General features: G+C 63.2%; 14 protein-coding genes and 1 pseudogene. 8 read left to right on the forward strand and 7 right to left on the reverse strand.

Going from position 1 to position 18,314, the window contains the following annotated elements; translation table 11 throughout:
* A pseudogene (locus tag AC3A4H_RS16200) lies at positions 1–509 on the forward strand (hypothetical protein); the annotation flags it as partial.
* A 562-nt stretch (positions 510–1,071) separates the two neighbouring features.
* Positions 1,072–2,583 carry a methyl-accepting chemotaxis protein gene (locus AC3A4H_RS16205; RefSeq protein ID WP_487767613.1) on the forward strand — a complete coding sequence of 504 codons (1,512 nt, stop codon included), beginning with the start codon at positions 1,072–1,074 and terminating at the stop codon, positions 2,581–2,583.
* 32 nt (positions 2,584–2,615) lie between these two features.
* On the opposite strand, the gene AC3A4H_RS16210 is transcribed toward AC3A4H_RS16205, so the two are convergent.
* Positions 2,616–3,875, reverse strand: a complete 1,260-nt coding sequence (locus AC3A4H_RS16210; RefSeq protein WP_487767614.1) for a glycosyltransferase family 4 protein — start codon at positions 3,873–3,875, stop codon at positions 2,616–2,618.
* Positions 3,876–4,103: 228 nt separating this feature from the next.
* Between AC3A4H_RS16210 and AC3A4H_RS16215 the strand changes: the two genes are divergently transcribed.
* The gene (locus tag AC3A4H_RS16215; protein WP_487767615.1) at positions 4,104–5,228 is read left to right on the forward strand and encodes a glycosyltransferase family 4 protein; all 1,125 of its coding nucleotides are present in this window, start codon (positions 4,104–4,106) and stop codon (positions 5,226–5,228) included.
* Here AC3A4H_RS16215 and AC3A4H_RS16220 read toward each other — a convergent pair.
* The gene (locus tag AC3A4H_RS16220; RefSeq protein WP_487767616.1) at positions 5,221–6,444 is read right to left on the reverse strand and encodes a glycosyltransferase; all 1,224 of its coding nucleotides are present in this window, start codon (positions 6,442–6,444) and stop codon (positions 5,221–5,223) included. The genes AC3A4H_RS16215 and AC3A4H_RS16220 overlap by 8 nt on opposite strands.
* A 257-nt stretch (positions 6,445–6,701) precedes the next feature.
* Between AC3A4H_RS16220 and AC3A4H_RS16225 the strand changes: the two genes are divergently transcribed.
* The 3 genes from AC3A4H_RS16225 (at position 6,702) to AC3A4H_RS16235 (ending at position 9,535) form a co-directional block, all read left to right on the forward strand.
* Positions 6,702–7,583: a glycosyltransferase family 2 protein gene (locus AC3A4H_RS16225; RefSeq protein WP_487767617.1), complete on the forward strand. Its 882-nt coding sequence runs from the start codon at positions 6,702–6,704 to the stop codon at positions 7,581–7,583.
* Between the two features lie 5 nt (positions 7,584–7,588).
* Complete coding sequence (locus AC3A4H_RS16230; RefSeq protein WP_487767618.1) at positions 7,589–8,980, forward strand: polysaccharide biosynthesis/export family protein; 1,392 nt, start codon at positions 7,589–7,591, stop codon at positions 8,978–8,980.
* Between the two features lie 210 nt (positions 8,981–9,190).
* Entirely contained in the window at positions 9,191–9,535 is a 345-nt protein-coding gene (locus AC3A4H_RS16235) for a hypothetical protein (protein WP_487767619.1), read from the forward strand.
* On the opposite strand, the gene AC3A4H_RS16240 is transcribed toward AC3A4H_RS16235, so the two are convergent.
* A complete protein-coding gene (locus AC3A4H_RS16240) occupies positions 9,464–10,312 on the reverse strand; it encodes a sugar transferase (RefSeq protein ID WP_487767620.1) in 849 nt (282 codons plus the stop codon). The genes AC3A4H_RS16235 and AC3A4H_RS16240 overlap by 72 nt on opposite strands.
* Positions 10,313–10,428: 116 nt before the next feature.
* Positions 10,429–12,246: an exopolysaccharide transport family protein gene (locus AC3A4H_RS16245; protein WP_487767621.1), complete on the reverse strand. Its 1,818-nt coding sequence runs from the start codon at positions 12,244–12,246 to the stop codon at positions 10,429–10,431.
* A 513-nt stretch (positions 12,247–12,759) separates the two neighbouring features.
* Here AC3A4H_RS16245 and AC3A4H_RS16250 point away from each other — a divergent pair.
* A complete protein-coding gene (locus tag AC3A4H_RS16250; protein ID WP_487767622.1) occupies positions 12,760–14,178 on the forward strand; it encodes a DUF4214 domain-containing protein in 1,419 nt (472 codons plus the stop codon).
* A gap of 293 nt (positions 14,179–14,471) precedes the next feature.
* A complete protein-coding gene (locus AC3A4H_RS16255; protein ID WP_487767623.1) occupies positions 14,472–15,305 on the forward strand; it encodes a glycosyltransferase family 25 protein in 834 nt (277 codons plus the stop codon).
* 88 nt (positions 15,306–15,393) lie between these two features.
* Here AC3A4H_RS16255 and AC3A4H_RS16260 read toward each other — a convergent pair whose 3' ends face one another.
* From AC3A4H_RS16260 to AC3A4H_RS16270, 3 genes are read right to left on the reverse strand one after another with little or no spacing between them, the layout of a single operon-like run.
* Positions 15,394–16,050: a PIG-L deacetylase family protein gene (locus AC3A4H_RS16260; RefSeq protein ID WP_487767624.1), complete on the reverse strand. Its 657-nt coding sequence runs from the start codon at positions 16,048–16,050 to the stop codon at positions 15,394–15,396.
* Complete coding sequence (locus tag AC3A4H_RS16265) at positions 16,047–16,862, reverse strand: glucose-1-phosphate cytidylyltransferase (RefSeq protein WP_348780462.1); 816 nt, start codon at positions 16,860–16,862, stop codon at positions 16,047–16,049. The genes AC3A4H_RS16260 and AC3A4H_RS16265 overlap by 4 nt, the downstream gene beginning before the upstream one ends.
* Positions 16,859–18,154 (reverse strand): methyltransferase domain-containing protein, encoded by a 1,296-nt coding sequence (locus AC3A4H_RS16270; protein WP_487767625.1) that lies wholly within the window; start codon positions 18,152–18,154, stop codon positions 16,859–16,861. The genes AC3A4H_RS16265 and AC3A4H_RS16270 overlap by 4 nt, the downstream gene beginning before the upstream one ends.
* Positions 18,155–18,314: the final 160 nt, after the last annotated feature.

Below are 18,314 nucleotides of genomic sequence, written 5' to 3' on the forward strand. Positions count from 1 at the left end.
GCCGCCCGGCCGCCGCAGCCGCAAGGCGGCAGCGTCGAACTGTTCTGACCTTGCCGAAAGACCCCGCCATGCCCCATCCCAGCGCCGCCATCGCCGCCATCGTCCCGCAGCCCGCCGCCACCGCTGCCACAGCCGCCATGCCCGCCGACATGCCGGCCACCGCCGTTCCGACAGCTGCCACAGCCGCCATCCGCGCGCCCGAGCTGCTCGGCCGCCTCGGCGCCGAGCTCGCCGACCTGGCCGCAACCGTCGAGCGCCTGCATGTGCTGGCCGGCGCACCGGCCGCAACCGACCCCGCCTACGTCCGGGCGGTGCAGAGCCTCGACGCGGTCGAGCAGACGCTGCGCAATCTCGCCGGCTTCCTCGCCGCGCTTGCCCCCGCCATGCCCGCCCAGACGCTCGACCTTCGCCCCGCGCTCGCCACCGTCACCCTAGCCGACGTCGCCGCCCGCCTCGCCGGCAACGCCACACCCCCAAACCCCACACCTGGCGACTGCGAATTGTTCTGAAAGCAATGGTCGGGGGATATCGGCCCGAATACGGGTGCCCTCTCAGTCTATCCTTGCTCCGGCGCGGATTGGTGCCTTGAACGGCCAGACGTTATTAGCGGAGATATGAGGCGGCTAAGAGTTGCTGGCGCGGTCATGCAGAACTTGCATGTCCCGGCAAGACATTAATTACCGTTTAACTATTTGTTGTGTACGGTATAGTTCATTCGTTACCGTACATACAACGACTGACAGGTTCAGGCGGGAGGAGATGCTGAACCGTGACGGCGCCTGCGCAGGCGAGCTTGCGCGCGAGGCTCCGCCCGCGTCGTCTCGCACGCGCGGCTGCGAATGTGTGCTGGGGGGGGACTGCGGCCCGCGAAGGGCGGGAACAGCATGTCTAAGCATATGCGGTACGAGCAGCCTCGCCAGGCAACTACGTAACATCGCATCAATACACGCAATTGCCCGCTGGAGGGGGGACGCCTCGGCGTCAGATTGGCGGGCGCTCTGAAGGGGAAATTTGATGACGGATTCGATACGACGCCAAAGCTCTTTGAACGAGCGTCTCGACTTTATCGGGATGGATCACAAAGCGCGCGCAGCACTGACCAGGTTGCAGCCGATTCTCAAGCAGTCGCTCGGGCCAGCTCTGGCTTCTTTCTATGAAAAGGTAAAGGCCACTTCCGAAACGCGAAAATTCTTCGGCAACGACGAGCATATGGCGGGCGCCAAGAGCCGTCAGGAACAGCATTGGCAGATTATCGCCGAGGCCGATTACGACGACGACTATGTTAACGCCGTGCTCAAGATCGGGCAGACCCACGCGCGGATCGGCCTTGAACCGCGATGGTATATCGGCGGCTACGCGCTGGTGATGGAGCAACTGATCCACGCCATCGTGAAGGAGCAGTGGCCGAACCTCCTGTCGATGAGCAAGTCGCGGTCCGAAAACGTCGCGGAGGCGCTGTCGTGCCTGGTGAAAGCGGCCATGCTGGACATGGACCTGGCCATCTCCGTCTACCTGGAAACCCTGGACGAACAGCGCCGCAAGGCGGAGGAAGCCGGGCACGCGGCCATCGAACAGGAGCGGGCATTGGTCGCCAACTCGATCGGTGTCGGCCTGGCCAGGCTTGCGGCCAAAGACCTGACCTATCGGATGGAAGCGGAGATGCCCGAGGCCTATAGCCAGCTGCAGGGCGATTTCAACGCGGCCATCGAACAGCTCGAAGCCGCGATGCAGAGTGTCTCTGGCAGCACCAATGCAATCCAGTCGGGAACGCGGGAAATGCAGGCGGCGGCGGATGACCTGTCGCGCCGCACCGAACAGCAGGCTGCAAGCCTCGAAGAGACGGCCGCCGCGCTGGACGAGATCACGGCGACCGTCAAGCTATCGGCCGAAGGGGCAACGCATGCGCGCAAGGTCGTGACGGCTGCCGACGAGGATGCCAAGCAGAGCGCGCTGATCGTGCGCCAGGCGGTGGAGGCCATGGACGAGATCACGACATCGGCGCGGCAGATCAGCCAGATCATCGGCGTCATCGACGAGATCGCCTTCCAGACCAACCTGCTTGCCCTCAACGCAGGTGTCGAGGCGGCGCGGGCTGGCGATGCCGGCCGCGGCTTTGCGGTGGTTGCATCCGAAGTGCGTGCGTTGGCCCAGCGTTCGGCCGACGCGGCCAAGGAGATCAAGAGCCTGATCTCGGACTCAACCACCCGGGTCGAAAGCGGGGGCAAGCTGGTGGTGGAAACCGGCAAGTCGCTGGAGAGGATTCTGGCGCAGGTGGCCGACATCAACAACGTCGTCACCCAGATAGCCGCCGGCGCGCAGGAACAGGCGGCCGGGCTCGACCAGGTCAACACGGCGATCAATCACATGGACCAGGCGACGCAGCAGAATGCGGCAATGGTGGAGGAAACGACGGCCGCGACCCATTCCCTGTCGCAGGAGACCGAGCAACTCGCCGAACTGGTCGGGCAGTTCCAGGTCGGCCGGTCCGGCAGCGATCATCTTCGCCGCGAGCTGAAGAAGGTCGCCCCCCATGCCTTCAGGCAGGTGGGCCGGCACGTGCCTGTGGGGGCGGTTCCGGGCTGATGCACGGCTTGGCCCTGCTCGCCAGCACCTTTTCAATTCGCTCCTGAGGAGGCGGCGGCGCGTCTGCCTCGCGCCGCACGCTGCGCGAAAGCGATGTCCACCTGCATCATCAGCTTGAGGTAGCTCTCGGCGATGCTGCGCCAGGTGTAGCGCTGCGCCCGGGCCTTGCCGGCCTCGATCAGGCGCCGGCGCATGCCCGCATCCGACCGGATGAGGGCCACCGCTTCCGCCCATTCCTCGACGTCGTCGGGATCGGCATACAGCGCCGCCTCGCCGCACACTTCCGGCAGGCAAGGGGACGTCGACGCAACCACCGGGCATCCCACCACCATGGCTTCGACCGCCGGCAAGCCGAAGCCCTCGATCCGTGAAGGAAACAGGAAGCACAGCGCGCCGGTCAGCGCCTTCTTGAAATCGTCGTCGCTGATGCGCCCCAACAGGCGAAGGTTGCGTGGTGCCGGCTGGGTGACGGCGGCAATCGCCGCCGGATCGACCTCGCCGGCCATCCACAAATCGATGCCCATGGCATCGAGCAGCGGAGCCAGCCGAACGAGCAGTTCGACGTTCTTGTATTTTTGGCTGCGCCCGAGGCAGAGCACATAGGAGCGTTCCGGCGATACCTCTAGCGTCGAACGGGCAGCATCCCAGCGCGCGGCGTGGCCGCTGCCGTTGTAGGTGACGGTGATCTTGTCGCCGCGCGCGATGCCGTATTTTACGAGATGCAGCCTTGAGAGTTCCGACACCGTGGTGATGCGGGCGGCGCGGCGGCCGAGGACGGGCAATATCAGGCGGTGAGCCCACCGGAACAGCCGGCCGTAGCTCTCCGGCATCAATCTGGTGTGCATGTCATGGATGCAGACGATGTGCCGGGAAAGGGCGATGGGGGCGAGGTTGCAGAAGCTGAGCAGTCCCCCCGGCACGTGGCGCGGAAGCTGCGCCTGCACCCAGAATTGCGGTAGCCGAGGCGTCCTGAACTCCGGCACCACGCGCGTGCCTATGGCCCTGAGCGGCAAGGAGTCGTCGTTGCGCGGCGCGACCAGATCGAGCACCAGGCCGCGCGCGAGCGGATGGCCTTCGGCAATCAGGGCATCCAGCGCAAGCGTGACCTCGCGGGCGTAGCGCGCCACGCCGTTGGGGTTCAGGGTCACGAAGTCGCCGTTGATCGTCCAGCACCGCTTGCGGTGTGCCGTGGTTTCTTCCTGCGCTGCGGCCTGGCCCGGCGCGGGATGCTCCGGCCCGGCATCGCGAAGCAGCGTTTCCAATGCCGGAACGTCAATCGGTCCAATGCCCATTGCAACTCCTCGGAGCAGACCGCTTGCCGGTCCTTGTTTTCAGCGAAAATCCTAGCATTCCGGGTAATCGGGCGGAGCCTCGCCCGTTGGGCGTAAGCGTGTACTGCTTTGGCGTGGCGGACGGAGACGCGTCCGCAGATTGCCTGTCCCAATGGCCGAAATGACCCGGCGGACGCAGAGAGGCAGATTGGGCGCTTGAACTCGGCAGCAACGAACGACGAGCAAGCGATGGGACGGCACTGGGCCATCAATGGCCGCTTCCTCACACAGCCCGTGACGGGGGTCCAGCGCTATGCAAGCCAGATCGTGCGCGGGCTGGACGGGCTTCTCGCTTCGAGGCGGCACGAGGGCGATCTCGAGGTCGAGCTGCTGGTGCCGCCCGGTACGGACGTTTCCCTGCCGCTGTCGGCCATCGGCGTCCGCAGCATCGGGCGTTTTGGGGGGCATGCCTGGGAACAGACGGTCCTGCCCGCCAATGTCCGGGACGGCCTACTCAGCCTCTGCAACACGGGGCCGGTGGCGTTCCGCAAGCAGATCGTCTGCATCCACGATGCCAATACCCGCAATTTTCCGCAGAGCTATTCGCCCGCGTTTCGGGTGCTCTACAGGGGCCTGGCGCCCACGCTCGGCCGTGTTGCCGAAACGGTGTCAACCGTGTCGCACTATTCCGCTCAGGAATTGCAGCGGCACGGCATCTGCCGGCTCGACAAGATCTTGGTGGCGCCAAACGGGCATGAACATGCGCTGCAATGGAAGCCCGAGCATTCGCCGGCAACCCGGATGCTGGCTGGACGGAACACCATCGTCGTGATGGGCAGTTCGGCGCCGCACAAGAACCTGGAACTGATCGTCGGCATGGCCGACGAGCTCGGCGCCTGCGGCTTCGACGTCGCCATCGTCGGCATGGCCGATCCGCGTGTCTTCAACGGCTCGGTGGCACGCAAGGCCCCGAACCTTCACTGGCTGGGCCGGCTTTCGGACGAGGAAATCGCGGCGCTTCTGCAGGATTGTCTTTGTCTTGCATTCCCCTCCTTTGAGGAGGGCTTCGGCTTGCCCCCGCTGGAGGCGATGGCGCTGGGCTGTCCCGTCGTGGTTTCCGACCGGGCCAGCCTTCCGGAGATCTGCTCGGACGCGGCCCTCTATGCCGCGCCGGACAATGTTGATGCGTGGCTTGCGCATTTCATTCGCCTCCGCGCTTCGCCCGCCTTGCGCTCGGCCATGATCGCGACCGGCACAACGAGGGCTTCCCGCTACAGCTGGCGGACTTCGGCCGAAATCTACCTGGCGGCGATGACGCGTTCGGATGGCGTAGTGCGGGCCCCGGCCGGTAGGGCACTCGAAGCGGTTAGATAACCGCGTGGGCGGCCTGCACCCGCCGCACGGCATCCAGTATTTCGCGGTCGAAACGCTCTTCCGAGAACCTTGTGGCGTTCTCCCGGCAGGCAAGCGGGGCAATAGCCGCCTGGTGCGCCTCGAAATGATCCACGGCATCCTTGAGGGCCTCGGGCGTCTGCCGGCCGAAGAGAACCCCCGTCGGGCGGGCGGCGACGCCGAGTTGGCGCACGATGTCGGCAGCGCCTCCGCGCCCGAAGGCAATCAGCGGCGTGCCGCAGGCTTGCGCCTCAGCCAGCGCAATGCCGAAATCCTCGCAACCGGCAAAGACCATCGCTTTCGCTCGCGCCACGGTCTCCACATAGTCCTTGCGAGGAAGGAAGCCGGCGAAGGTTACATTTGGCCCCGCGAGCGCGCGCAGCCGTGACGACTGCTGGCCTTCGCCCACTACCACCAGACGCCGTGACGGCATCTGGTTGAATGCCTGGATGACCAGGTCGGTTCGCTTGTAGGGCGCGAGGAAGGAGGCGGAGACATAATAGTCGTCCTTTTCCTCGACGCAGCGCAGTTCACCAACCGGCACCGGAGGAAACACGACCTGCGCGTCGCGGCCGTAGATGCGCTTGATCCTCGCCCGGACGTAATTCGAATTCGCCAGCATCAGGTCGGGGCCGTGCGCCGTGCGCGTGTCCCACATCCTCAGCTGATGAATGAAGTAGCGGTACAGAAGCCCTATCGGCCCGAAGCCGAGGCGCCCCTGTTCCAGATAGGAGAACTGTTCATCCCAGGCGTAGCGCACGGGGCTGTGCACATAGCAGAGATGCGGCTGGTCGGGCCGGGTGATGACCCCGCGAGCGAATGCCGCCGAAGAGGATATGACCGCGTCATAACCGGTCACGTCGAACTGCTCGATCAGGAACGGGCACAGGAAGAACAGCGAACGATAGTATTTTTGCACCAACGGCAGGGCGTTGGCCGCCGACGTGTGAAACTCGACGCCGCGGAAATATTCCTGCTTCACCTCGGCAGGCAGGAAGTCGAACAGGGTGAAGATTTCCGCATTCTCGAATTGCCCACAGATCCGCGCCAGCACACGCTCACCGCCGCGGAAGGTCGGGCACCAGTCATGGACGACGGCTATCCTGCTGCTGCGGTCGGCGGGATCGGCCTGCCGCGCTTGCGGCAGGTCGCCGATCTCGTGAACTGTACCGATCACGGCGGGGTTTGCATGACGCATGATGGGTCCTGGTTGCGGCAGCGACGTGTCGACGTGTCGGACAGTCTCGGTTTGCGCTCATTGTGCTTGCAAGCTCTCCTAAGGGCGGCGGCACTGGTGCCGCGAGCGGTCGTCTAAGCTTATGGGTGACGGGGCTACCCCGATGGAACGATGGCCAAAAGCGTGCGTGCCCGGGGAAACGACCGCCCCTTGCGCTTGCTGTAGCATGTCCGCCAGCGCTCCAGAGTAAGGGGCTGTGCGACGAGGCGGGCGCGCGCATGAAACTCGCGGTCATCATTCCCACGCTCGGTCGCAGCGGACAGGTCGCCCGTCTGCTCGACTATCTGGGACACCAGCAGCGGCTTCCCGACGAGGCGATCGTGGCAGCCCCCGACGCCACGCATGTCGAACTGCCGGACAGATGCCGCTTCCCTGTTTCGCTGGCACTCGGCAAGAGGGGCCTGACCGCGCAGCGCAACCACGCGCTGGAAGCCGCCCTGGACCGGTTCGATATCGTGACCTTCTTCGATGACGATTTTGTTCCTGCCGAAGACTACCTTCGCCGCATCGAACACGCATTCGCGCGCAACGACGACTGGGCGGTGGTGATGGGGCGCGTGGTGGGCGACGGCGCCACCAATGCCGGACTTACGTGGCAGGATGCCGAAGCAGCACTCTCCCGTTCGGCCATCGAAGGGTATCCGGGTCCGGAAGTCGTCGATCATGTCGGGGCCTATGGCTGCAACATGTCGATCCGCACGCGTCTCATCGGCGATCTTCGCTTCGACGAGCGGCTGGTGCTCTATGGCTGGCAAGAGGACATAGATTTTACCAGCCAGCTGCGGGCGCGCGGCCGTGTCGTGTGCGTCTCGATTATCCGAGGCGTCCATCTGGGGCTCAAGTCGGGACGGGTGAGCGGCGAGCGGCTCGGCTATTCGCAGATAGCCAACCCGATCTACCTGATCCGCAAGGGGACCGTTCCGGCCGGCTTCGCGCTTTCGCTGATGGGACGCAACATCGCCGCCAATCTCGCGCGCAGTCTTTGGCCCGAACCCTATGTCGACCGGCGCGGCCGGCTGCGCGGCAACCTGCTGGCGATCGCCCACCTGCTGAAGGGACGGGTGGAGCCGGAATACGTTCTTAAAATCCAGAGTGGGTAGACCAGATGACGAGCAAGCCGCAGCCTTCGATCCGGCTCTCCCGGAGCTTCACGGGCCATGTCCATGCGTTTCGTTACGCCTTGGCGGCCGCATTGTTGCTGGCTTCTGCCGCAGCCGACCTGCGCAGCGCGACGGCCGGAGAATATCTTCTCGGCCCGCAAGACAAGCTGCGCCTCAAGATTTACGAATGGCGCGCGTCGCGGGATGTCATCTTCGAATGGACCGCGCTCAACGACCAGTTCGTGGTCGGGGCAAATGGCTCCCTGTTCCTTCCGTTCATCGGCGAAGTGCGGGCCGAGGGCGTAGCCCCTGGCGACCTCGCCAGGGAGATCGGCGAACGCTTGATGCGGCACATGGGGCTGGGGCGGCAGCCGGACGTGGCGGTGGAGGTGGTCCAGTTTCGCCCTTTCTATATTGTCGGCCACGTCACGCAGTCGGGCGAGTTTCCCTACCGGCCGGGAATGACAGTGCTGCAGGCTGTCGGAATTGCCGGCGGGCTGAGGACGCGAGAGGAAAGCATCGCCAGGCTCGAGCGCGAGGTTATCGCCGGCCGTGGGGAGGTCAGTGTGCTCGCCCTCACCAATATCAGTCTCCAGGTTCGCAAGGCGCGGCTCGAGGCCGAAGCCAAGGGGGAGGACAGCATCACTTTCCCGCCAGCCCTGAGCGGGCGCAGCGCCGACGGCACCGTAAAACTCATGATGGAGCAGGAGCAGGCCGTCTTCAAGGCGCGCCGTCAGGGGCGGGACACCCAACTGCGTTCCCTGGCGCAGCTGAGGGATTTCCTCGAGAAGGAGATCGTCACGCTCCAGGCGCAGCTGGCATTCAGCGACAAGCAGATAGAGCTTGTCCAGAAGGAGCTGCGGGGCGTGTCAACACTGGTCAAGGAAGGGCTGGCGGCCGCTCCGCGCGAGATGTTGCTGGAGCGCACGCTGGCCCAGATCCAGAGCGAGAGGTTGAGCACCGAGACCTCGCTTCTGCGCGCCAGACAGGAAATAAGCCGCACGGAAATATCTGCTCTCGAGCTTCGCAACCATTATGACAATGAGGTGGCCGAGGCGTTGCGCGAGACCCAGGGACTACTCAACGAGATAGCCAGCAAGGGCGACACCGCTGTGCAACTGCTGCATGAATCCGAAATCTCGGCGCCGCGGTTGCTGGCATCGCGCGCCGCCGCCGCGAGGGCCCAGCCGACCTACACCATCATTCGCAGATCGGAAGGCGGCGAGACAAGACAGATTGCCGCCACCGAAACCACAGAAGTGGAGCCGGGCGACACGATAAAGGTCGAGATGCCGTTGCCGACGTCGCTGGAGGATACGGATATCTCACGCAACGGATGGTCGGCGCTTACCTCGTCCGACGAAAACCTGCCCAAGGAACAGTCAGGAACGAACTGATCCGGGTCCTTGCCGGGAATGCCGGCGCGGTGGCGGAAAGGCCTGCGAGCCCGCGAACCGCGCGTTTGCGATTGCCCCTTCCCATGAGCACAGTCGCGGACCCGGCCGGCAGCGCCGACTATCCTTTTGCACAGCTAATCGAGAGGGAGGGGGAAGCCGCCAAAGGCCGGATGTTGTAAAGGGTGAGCGAGACCGCAAAGGGAGATTTTCATGCTCCTGGCCGTTTTCGCCCTACTGGCGGCAGGCATCCTTCTGGGACTGTACTACAAGGCGCCGGCCCTGCTGGCTGCCACGGCCCTCGTCGTCATCGGCACCCTTGCCTGGAACATGTTCAGTCGTGAGAACGCCTTGTCCGGCGGAATGATCGTGGCTCTGGCGCTGGTTCTCCAGGCAGGCTATCTGGTCGGCCTCTGGCTGGCCCTCGCCATCAGGCGTTCCGCACGCCAGCATTTGTCGGGCGGTTCCGGGCGCGGGCACGCAAGTTCAGGATGCCCGATCGAACCTCATGACCGCAAAGACGGTGCGTGCCAGAATGACCAGATCGCTCCACAATGACCAGTTGCGGACGTATTGGCTGTCGAGCGCGACGCGGAACTCGTAGTCGGCGCTGTCCCGCGCGGTCACCTGCCACAGACCGGTGAGTCCCGGCCTGGTCTGCAGGTAATCTCCCACGTGCTCCCCATAGCGCGCCAGTTCGTCGGCCACCACCGGCCGGGGACCGACGCAGCTCATCTCGCCGCGAAGGATGTTGAACAGTTGCGGCAGTTCGTCAATGCTGGATTTCCGCAGCATCTGCCCCAGCACGGTCACGCGCGGGTCGCGCCTGAGCTTTCTGCTGCGTTTCCATTCTTCGGCAGCCTCGGGATTGCGCGCGAGATGTTGGCGAAGCGCTTCGTCGGCGTCGGCCACCATGGATCTGAACTTGAAGCACTCGAATTGCTTGCCGCCGAACCCGACCCGGCTGTGGCGGAACAGCGCCGGCTGCCCCGTCGTCAGCCTGATCAGCAGGACGGCCGCCAGCATGACCGGTGATGCCAGCATCAGCGCTGCCGCGGCGACGATCACATCCAGGACGCGCTTGGACAGCCCACCGAGCGGCTCCTGCGGGCAGGTCACCGCCACGTCTTGGGCGGAGATACCATAGCTCTCGGCCACCAGGCCGCCGGCGCCGGGTCCGACCGTCAGAAGATAATCGTCGAACGGAACGGTGGCAGGCCATCCCATTTCGATGGGGGGCGGCGGGCTGAGCCAGGAAGCGGCCGTGTGACGCGAAAAAGAGCCTTTTTCGAGAGCATTCATCGTGGTTGCGCCGGAATGGGTTTTTGTTGTCATCCGCCAGTTTCCCAGCGTCCGGCGCTAGCCAGCAAGAAAGGCAAAGGAGGTAAGGGCGAAGAGCGGGATCGTACCTCTAATCCTTAGGCATTAGCCGACTTGCCCGCATTGCGAGCTCACGCCCATGGGCCGATTTCTGCCGTATGCGTTGCCCTTGCAGAATCGTAGCTGGCGGGCCCGCTGGCGGAGCGCACGCGCACGTTCGTGAGCAGAACGCCGATGATCGGTGTCTTGCTGGCGTGCATGGATCTGGCCAGTTCACGCAGCGAATCCATGTGTGTCTTGCCCCATTCCGCAACCAGGATGATCCCGTCGAGTGACGGGCTGCTTGCGCCCCGGCGGGCACCCGAGGCGAACGCCCGCGGGTTTGCGATGACGATGTCGTAGGCGTGCACTGCCGGAGGGAGTTGCCACCTCGTGCCCGCTGGCTTGCCGAATTCGGCGGCAAGGCCCGGCATGACGTCGAAGGAAATGTCCGGAGCGACAGTGACCTGCCTGATCGGCCTCTCGGCGGCAAATGCGGTCAGGCCCGTGGGGTCTTTGCCGTGGATGTCGGCATCGAGCACCAGAGTACGCATCCCTCCCAGCGAATAAAGTGCTGCAAGATTGGCCACGATGACGCTTGAAGTCCTGCTCTGCGCCGTGGAAGCAACCCCCAGAAGCCTGACCGGATGCGCGGTGTCGGCGAGGCTGACGGAATGCTTTATCCTTTTCAGCCCCTGGGTGAAGCGGGATCGCGGAGACCTGGTGACCTCCCTGAACTGGGCATCGCTTTGCTTGCCGCCAAGCGCCGGAAGCTCGACGACGCAGTCCACGCCCAGCTCTTCCCTGATCTGGCGCGGCGTCCTGACGGTCCGGTCAAGCGAATAGCGCCCGAAGGCCAGCATCACGCCCGCCGCGATGCCGGCGAGCGCTCCCAGAAACAGGGTCAGCTTCGGCCGCGGCGCACTTGGGTAGAGCGGCGGCGTCGCCGGCGTAATGACCCGCGCATCGGCGACCGGATAGGATTGCTGGCTCTCCGAATTCGTATAGGCCTGCAGAAAGCTCTCGTACATTTTCCTGTAGGTATCTGCGGTGACTTCCAACTCCTCAAGCGTGGTGCCCGGAACGTAATCCCCAACGCCCTGCCGATCATCACGCTGGAATTCGACGCTGTAGTCATGCCTGGACCGGAATTCCTGCGCGATCTTCATTGCCGAGTTCATCCGGGTCCGAAGCTCCTGCAGCCGTCGTTCCAGCCACGCGCCGCCTTCCCTCGCAGCCGCTGCCTTGGTCTCGATCTGTTCGCGGACGAACGCGCTGGCAATGGAGTTCGCAACCCTGGACGCGGTGTCGGGATCGAGCGAGGTGAAGGCGAGACTGATGACGTAGGAAACGCCGACCCTGCGAACGTCGAGGCCTTCGAGGAACCGGGTCATGGTGAGCCGGCTACGCTCGAAGTCCGTCATTTCGTTCCAGCTGTCCTTGAAGGGATCCTGCGGAGCCTCCGTATAGAAACGGCCGATGCCCGCGGCCGAGTCGACAAAGGCAGCAAGGTCGAGAAGGCGTTCCCGCAGTGAGGGGCTGCTGGAGCGGTTGAATTCGAGCTCTCCCGTCAGCTTGAGCTCATCGATGACCATTGCGGCAATCTTTTCCGATTGCATGACGGCTATCTGGCTTTCGATCCGCGCCGTGTCGAGCGAGAGGTTCACCTCCGCAGGCTGCTGCAGAATGTGGGGAACCCGGGGTTCGATGAGGATCTGCGCTGTTGCGGTGAAGCGGGAAGGCGACGTCACATTGTAGAGCCACGCAAGCAGCAGCCCCGCAGCCACAAATGCCGAGATGGACCGCCAGTACAGCTTTAGGAAATAGATGATGTCGGCGAGGCCGATGAATTCGTGTTCATCCGAGCCGTGTTTGCCGACATGCGACCAGCGATCCGTAAAGCGCTCCATTGAGCCTCCAACCCTTGTGCCCGTGTTGACGCTGGCGATCCGCGCACCAGAAACCCGGCGTTTTCACTTCATCCGCTTGCTGGATTGGGGGACGTTCGGACACTGGTGAATGCGAGGACGGCATGTGCCGAGCGCCTTCGAATGTTCTGGACGGGCTGCCAAATCGCGCCGATGATAGAAAATTGCGCAGGCGAATATGAGCCAGCCTTTTGAATGCGTCTTTGCTCGAAAGGATGACGCCGCCTCACCCGGACGAGTTCGGTGGTAGATTTCCGCGGCGGGATGCGCCAGCGGGACGGGCAACAGCTGTGTCGGGCCGGTGCACGGCCATCTTGATCCCGCCGAAATGGCGCAGGTGTCGCGGTCACGCTCCGGCGCGCCGATCATGCACGCCAATAGGCCAGAGCGGCCGCCGAAAGGGGTAGCGGTCGGCTCCCCTGAACGGATGGGTTGTCTCGCGTGTGGCAGCTGCCCGAAATGTACGCGTCGCAGCAAAGCAACGAGACTAACCGCATGTTCATTCGCCCGGCATTCGGTACGGCACTCTTCCTTCTGGCCATGACCTCGGTTGCATCCTCCGACCTGCTATGGGGCGTCAACGGCCATCCCATAAACGCCTATGACGGCGTCCGGATCGGCCTCCAGCTCGACTATCTCAAGGACCTCGGCGCGCGATCCTACCGGGTCAACATCTCCTATGAGGAGGGCGCGAGCGTGCTGGCCTCTCTCGTGGAAGAAGGAAAAAAGCGGGGTGTCGCCATCCTGCCGGTCATTACGCCGGGCGGGATAGACCTGGACAAGCAAAGCCCTGAGGAACTGTACGACAGGGCAAAGAAGCTCGCGGTTTCGCTGGGCTCCCGCTTCAAGAACGACATTCGCGTATGGGAACTCGGGAACGAGATGGAGAACTACGCCATCATCAACCCGTGCGAAACGCGCGATGACGGCACGCAGTATCCTTGCGAGTGGGGCCCCGCGGGAGGCACTTCTCCGCTCGATTATTTCGGGCCGCGCTGGCGCAAGGCAAGTGCCGTCCTCAAGGGTCTCTCGGATGGCATGACCGAAGTGGATCCGACGCTGCGCAAGGCGATGGGCACGGCCGGATGGGGGCACCTCGGCGCCTTCGAACGCATGAAGGATGACGGCATCAAATGGGATATCTCGGTCTGGCACATGTATGGCGAAGACCCTGAATGGGCATTCAAGGAGTTGTCCCGATACGGCCATCCCATCTGGGTCACCGAGTTCAACAATCCCTACGGCAGCCAGAACGGCGAACAGCAGCAATCAGAGGGATTGCGCCGCGACATGCAGCGCCTTCGGCAGCTGCAGGGCAAATATCGCGTTGAAGCGGCCTTCATCTATGAACTTCTCGACGAGACATACTGGGCTCCCAGCTTCGAGGCCGAGATGGGGCTGGTCCGGCTGCTGCCGACAGCTGAAGGTGGCTGGGCCGTCGGCGAGCCGAAGCCGGCCTACGACACGGTAAGGGAGTTGATCCTCGGACCGCGGCCGCCGCTTTCGCCACGCCGCGACTGCGACCTTGCCCAAATCGGAGCCACTGCTTCCGGTACGGCGCGGCAGGCTGCCTTCGCCTATTGCCTTCTTCTGGGCCGTAACGCCGATGCGGGCGGCATCGAAAGATGGTCGGCCGCGGCCAGCAAGGGCGAGGCCGACTTGCCCGACATGCTGGTATCGATGTTGCGATCCGAAGAGTTTACCGGTCTTTACCCGATCTATGCGCTGACGGACCGCGCCTATGTCCAATTTCTGTTCCGCCTGCTTCTCGAGCGTGAAGCCGACGGCGATGGTCTCGAAGCCTACGCCAGGCAGTTAAGGAATGGCTCCATGACACGGGAAGCCGTGGCAAATGCAATCGTGCGATCCAGCGAGTTCCGCGAAAGGCACGGCCAGATCTTCGAGGATGGCTAGGTCTTGGCTGTCGATATCAGGGAGGCTCGGCCCAGTTGAGCGAATATCTCCCTCGGTATGACGGGCGCATACAGATAAGCCGTTTGCATTAGCGGCATCGGTCTCATGTTCAAGTTGAAGGCAATTCATCCAGACGCAATCAATTGAAAGAACATGGCAGCGTGTGGGGTTGTGAGGGCTAGCTGCGGTCATCAAGGTTCTCGCACGGAAGCAACAGCTTGGCTTCCGGCGATAGCCAGGTACGCCTTGGCGCGCACCCCGGATTCCCATTAACTCCCCGGAAGGTGCGTCGTATGAATTTTCAAGATGCAATGCGCTACAGGTTGCCGGACGATGGCGAGATGAGGATTGCCGTGAGCGTAATCAGCCTTTCGTCGGCATCCGAACGCAGATCGGCCACGTCAGCCATGTTGAAGGGCCAGGGCCTGGCTTGGTCCTTTTTCGATGCGCACACTTCGGTCAGCTGCGAGGGTTTGCACTACGATGAAGGCATTGCCAGGCGATGCTTTGGCCGCGCCCTGACGATGCCGGAAAAAGCATGCTATTCCAGCCACTATGCCGTCTGGAAGGCTTTCCTCGAGCAGGGCCAGAGCGACTATCTCCTGGTCCTTGAAGACGACCTCATCATCGACCTGGACTTTCCACTGCCGCGGTTCGTAGCCTTCTGCCGCGTGTTTGGCATCGACTACGTTCGCCTTTTTGGGAAGCATTTTGCACCGGCGGCGCGCCTCGGCTTCTTTTTCGACCGCTCGTTGGTGCGCTTCACCACCAGTCCCGCCGGAACGCAGGCTTATCTGCTCTCCGTCGAGGGTGCGCGACGTCTCGTAGAAAGCTGCCGATCGCTGAACATGGCAATTGACCTGGCCATGGATCGCTTCTGGGACACAGGTCTGCCGCTCTATTCGATCTTTCCATATCCGGTGATCGAGCGATTCGTGCCGACGCAAATTCCCATACCAGATGCAGGCGTCCCCCTGTCCAAGGGCGAACAATGGGATTACAACTTTCGGCGCTCCATCAACAAAGTCCGCAAGATCCGCGCAAACAGCAAGTTGGTGCGCGCCGACGCCCGCATGAGGTCGGCAGTGCCTTGCTTCCATCAGATCGTGGGTGGCGTCGAACGCTAGTTGCAAGGCGGGCCGGCTGGATCGCGCTTTCCGGTGCCTGCCGGCTTGTCGCCTGAAACGAAGCGGGTCCATCGGGTCAAGTCGCGGGCTACAGCAGCATGCCCTTTCTGACAAAGAACGCTTCGGCGTAGGATTCCGCAGCCCTGCATTCCATCCCCCGCAGGCGGGCCAGCCCCGTGAACGTTTCCGGGTCGAACCAGTCCTTCGTGCCTTGCTGGGAAGCGAAATGCGCCTGCAGCAGTTCCACCTTTCGCTCGAGCGCGGCCTTGGGCAGGGGAACGTACATATTGGGGCGGCCAAAATCCCCGTCCCATTTGGGGATCTCGTATTCGAACACGAGATGGTCGCGAAAGACATTCCAGGTGAGCTGATTGACCTCGCGATGGTCCTGGTGCGCGTCGTGCCGGGCATGCGTGAACACGATATCGGGCGTGATGCGTGTTCGCAGGTCGAGCAGCCATTCCTTGATCCCGCGCCGCTGGTCGGGGAAATGGCTGTCCTCGAACTCCGCGACCTCGACGCAGGCCTCATGCGCGCCTTCCAGGAAGGCGGCCGCTGACGAGCGCGCTTCGTCCGCGCGCCGGGGATCGGCGCTCAGCACGCACCAATGTGCGTTCAGCCGGACGCCGGAGGCGATCAGCTTGATGATCGTGCCCCCCGCGCCGATTTCGATGTCGTCGGAATGGGCGCCGAGACAAAGGACGGAAAGCGTCTCCCCCGGGCGCGCAAGGCCAAGTCCCTTCACGACGCGGCCTTCAGAATGTCGCGCCGCGCCCTTTCGGCACTGACCGTGGCGTTCCATGGCATGTCGCCATTTTCCACCATGTCCTCCAGCGCCTGCCAGTCACGCAACGTGTCCATCGAGCGCCAGAAACCCTCGTGCTTGTAGGCCATAAGCTGGTTGTCGGCGATCAGGCGGTTGAACGGCTCGAGCACCAGTTCCTCGCCTTCGCGCATGTAATCGAACACCTGCGGCCGGAAGATGAAGTAACCGCCATTGATCCAGATTTCGGATGTTTCGGTGGTGCGGAACTGGCGCACGCGGCCGTCCTGGTCGATATCGGCGATGTGATAGGAGAGCGGCGCCCGCACCGCGAGGAAGCAGGCAGTCTTTCCGCTGGCCTCGAACCTTGCGATCATCTCGTCCAAATTCACATCGGTAAGGCCGTCGCTGTAATTGGCGAGGAACATCCGTTCGTTCTTCACGTGGTCCCGTGCGGCCCAGAGGCGCTCGCCGATGTTGCGCCAGATGCCGGTGTCGAGCAGCGTCACGCGCCAGTCCTTCCCCGGGTCGCCTAGAAGCTGGACATCCTTCCCGCCGCCGGAAACCACGCAATCGGCAAATGTCTGCGGCTTGGTGTTCAGGAAGAAGTCCTTGATGACATTGCCCTTGTAGCCAAGGCACAGCACGAAGTCGTCGTGCCCGTAGTCGCTGTACCACTGCATGACATGCCGCATTATCGGCTGTTGCCCCAGCGGGATCATCGGCTTGGGCACGCTCTCGGAATACTCGCGTATACGGGTTCCTTTCCCGCCGCAGAAAAGGACGACCTTCATCTGGCTACCTCCGCTGGATCGATGATGGTGACGAATGGAATCGGCACGATGAACCTGGCGCCCCACGCGGATGCATGGCGCATCTGCCTGATGATCTCGTCCTGGATGTTCCACGGCAGGATGAGAATGTAGTCCGGCTTCGCTTCATCGATGGCCTCGACGGGTCGGATGGGAATGTGCATTCCCGGTGTGAAGCGGCCGTGCTTGTAGGGATTTCGATCGACGGTGAAGTCGAGGAAATCGGTCCCGATCGCGCAGTAGTTCAGCAGCGTGTTGCCCTTGCCGGGCGCGCCATAGCCGCAAATCCGCTTGCCCTCGTTCTTCGCGGCGATCAGGAATGCCAGCAGGTCGCGCTTGGCGCGCTGCGCCTTGTAGCCGAAGGAGGCGTAGGTGGCGATGTCAGTCAGACCATGCCGTTTCTCTCGCTCGATAAGCTGGCTAACCCGGGGGGCCGGCGCGGTGCCGTTGCCGTCGTGAACGAGATAGACGCGCAGCGAGCCGCCATGGGTGGGCAGTTCCTCGACATCGATCAGCTTGAGCCCGTGCCGCTTCGCCATCCTGTCAATGGTCAGGAGCGAGAAGTAGGAAAAGTGCTCATGGTAGATGGTGTCGAACTGGCCTTCCGCGATGAGCTTTTCGGTGTGCGGGAATTCGAGAGTGATGACCCCTTCCGGCTTCAGCAGGATCTTCATGCCGGCGACGAAGCTGTTGAGGTCCGGCACCTGCGCCAGCACATTGTTGCCGATGATGAGATCGGCCCTGACGCCTTCCGCAACCAGCCGGTTCGCAAGCGGCACGCCGAAGAACTCCACCCGCGTCGGTATGCCCTTGTCGATCGCCACGCGTGCGACATTCGCCGCCGGCTCTATGCCAAGCACCTGCACTCCCAGCGGCAGGAAATGCTGGAGCAGATAGCCGTCATTGCTTGCAAGCTCTACCGCCAGGCTGTCAGGGCCCAGTTTCAACCGCTCGGTGATCGAGGCGCAGTAGGCTTTGGCGTGCGCGACCCAGCTTGCCGAATAGGACGAGAAATAGGCGTATTCGGAGAAGATCGCTGACGGGCTGACATACTCCTTGAGCTGCACCAGGAAGCACGTGTCGCAGACCAGCGCGTGGAGCGGGTAGTATTCCTCCATCTGGTCGATCTGGTGGGCATGAAGGAAATTCTCGCAGGGCGGCGACATGCCGAGATCGACGAAGGTGTGCTTCAGCCGCGCGCCGCATAGCCGGCAGCCGGCCTCCGGGGCAGCAGTGTCGCGGGAACGAACCTTGTCGAATGTCTGTATGTTCATCCTGAACTCCGGTCGCGAGGCTTGTTGGCCGGAACAGTCTAGGAGGGTGGAATCTCTCCTTCACTCTGCCAATCCGATGGCACCCGCCATACGAATGGGGAGGAAAAATCGGGCCGGTTCTACCCTTTAGGTTGAAGGCTACTCATGCTTAGGAGGCTCT

It is taken from the genome of Pseudaminobacter sp. Soil_N_29 (assembly GCF_057656055.1).

Coding starts and splice junctions, on each gene's coding strand:
- AC3A4H_RS16205 (WP_487767613.1), top strand. CDS start 1,072: ATGGATCACAAAGCGCGCGCAGCACTGACCAGGTTGCAGCCGATTCTC.
- AC3A4H_RS16210 (WP_487767614.1), bottom strand. CDS start 3,875: ATGGGCATTGGACCGATTGACGTTCCGGCATTGGAAACGCTGCTTCGC.
- AC3A4H_RS16215 (WP_487767615.1), top strand. CDS start 4,104: ATGGGACGGCACTGGGCCATCAATGGCCGCTTCCTCACACAGCCCGTG.
- AC3A4H_RS16220 (WP_487767616.1), bottom strand. CDS start 6,444: ATGCGTCATGCAAACCCCGCCGTGATCGGTACAGTTCACGAGATCGGC.
- AC3A4H_RS16225 (WP_487767617.1), top strand. CDS start 6,702: ATGAAACTCGCGGTCATCATTCCCACGCTCGGTCGCAGCGGACAGGTC.
- AC3A4H_RS16230 (WP_487767618.1), top strand. CDS start 7,589: ATGACGAGCAAGCCGCAGCCTTCGATCCGGCTCTCCCGGAGCTTCACG.
- AC3A4H_RS16235 (WP_487767619.1), top strand. CDS start 9,191: ATGCTCCTGGCCGTTTTCGCCCTACTGGCGGCAGGCATCCTTCTGGGA.
- AC3A4H_RS16240 (WP_487767620.1), bottom strand. CDS start 10,312: ATGACAACAAAAACCCATTCCGGCGCAACCACGATGAATGCTCTCGAA.
- AC3A4H_RS16245 (WP_487767621.1), bottom strand. CDS start 12,246: ATGGAGCGCTTTACGGATCGCTGGTCGCATGTCGGCAAACACGGCTCG.
- AC3A4H_RS16250 (WP_487767622.1), top strand. CDS start 12,760: ATGTTCATTCGCCCGGCATTCGGTACGGCACTCTTCCTTCTGGCCATG.
- AC3A4H_RS16255 (WP_487767623.1), top strand. CDS start 14,472: ATGAATTTTCAAGATGCAATGCGCTACAGGTTGCCGGACGATGGCGAG.
- AC3A4H_RS16265 (WP_348780462.1), bottom strand. CDS start 16,862: ATGAAGGTCGTCCTTTTCTGCGGCGGGAAAGGAACCCGTATACGCGAG.
- AC3A4H_RS16270 (WP_487767625.1), bottom strand. CDS start 18,154: ATGAACATACAGACATTCGACAAGGTTCGTTCCCGCGACACTGCTGCC.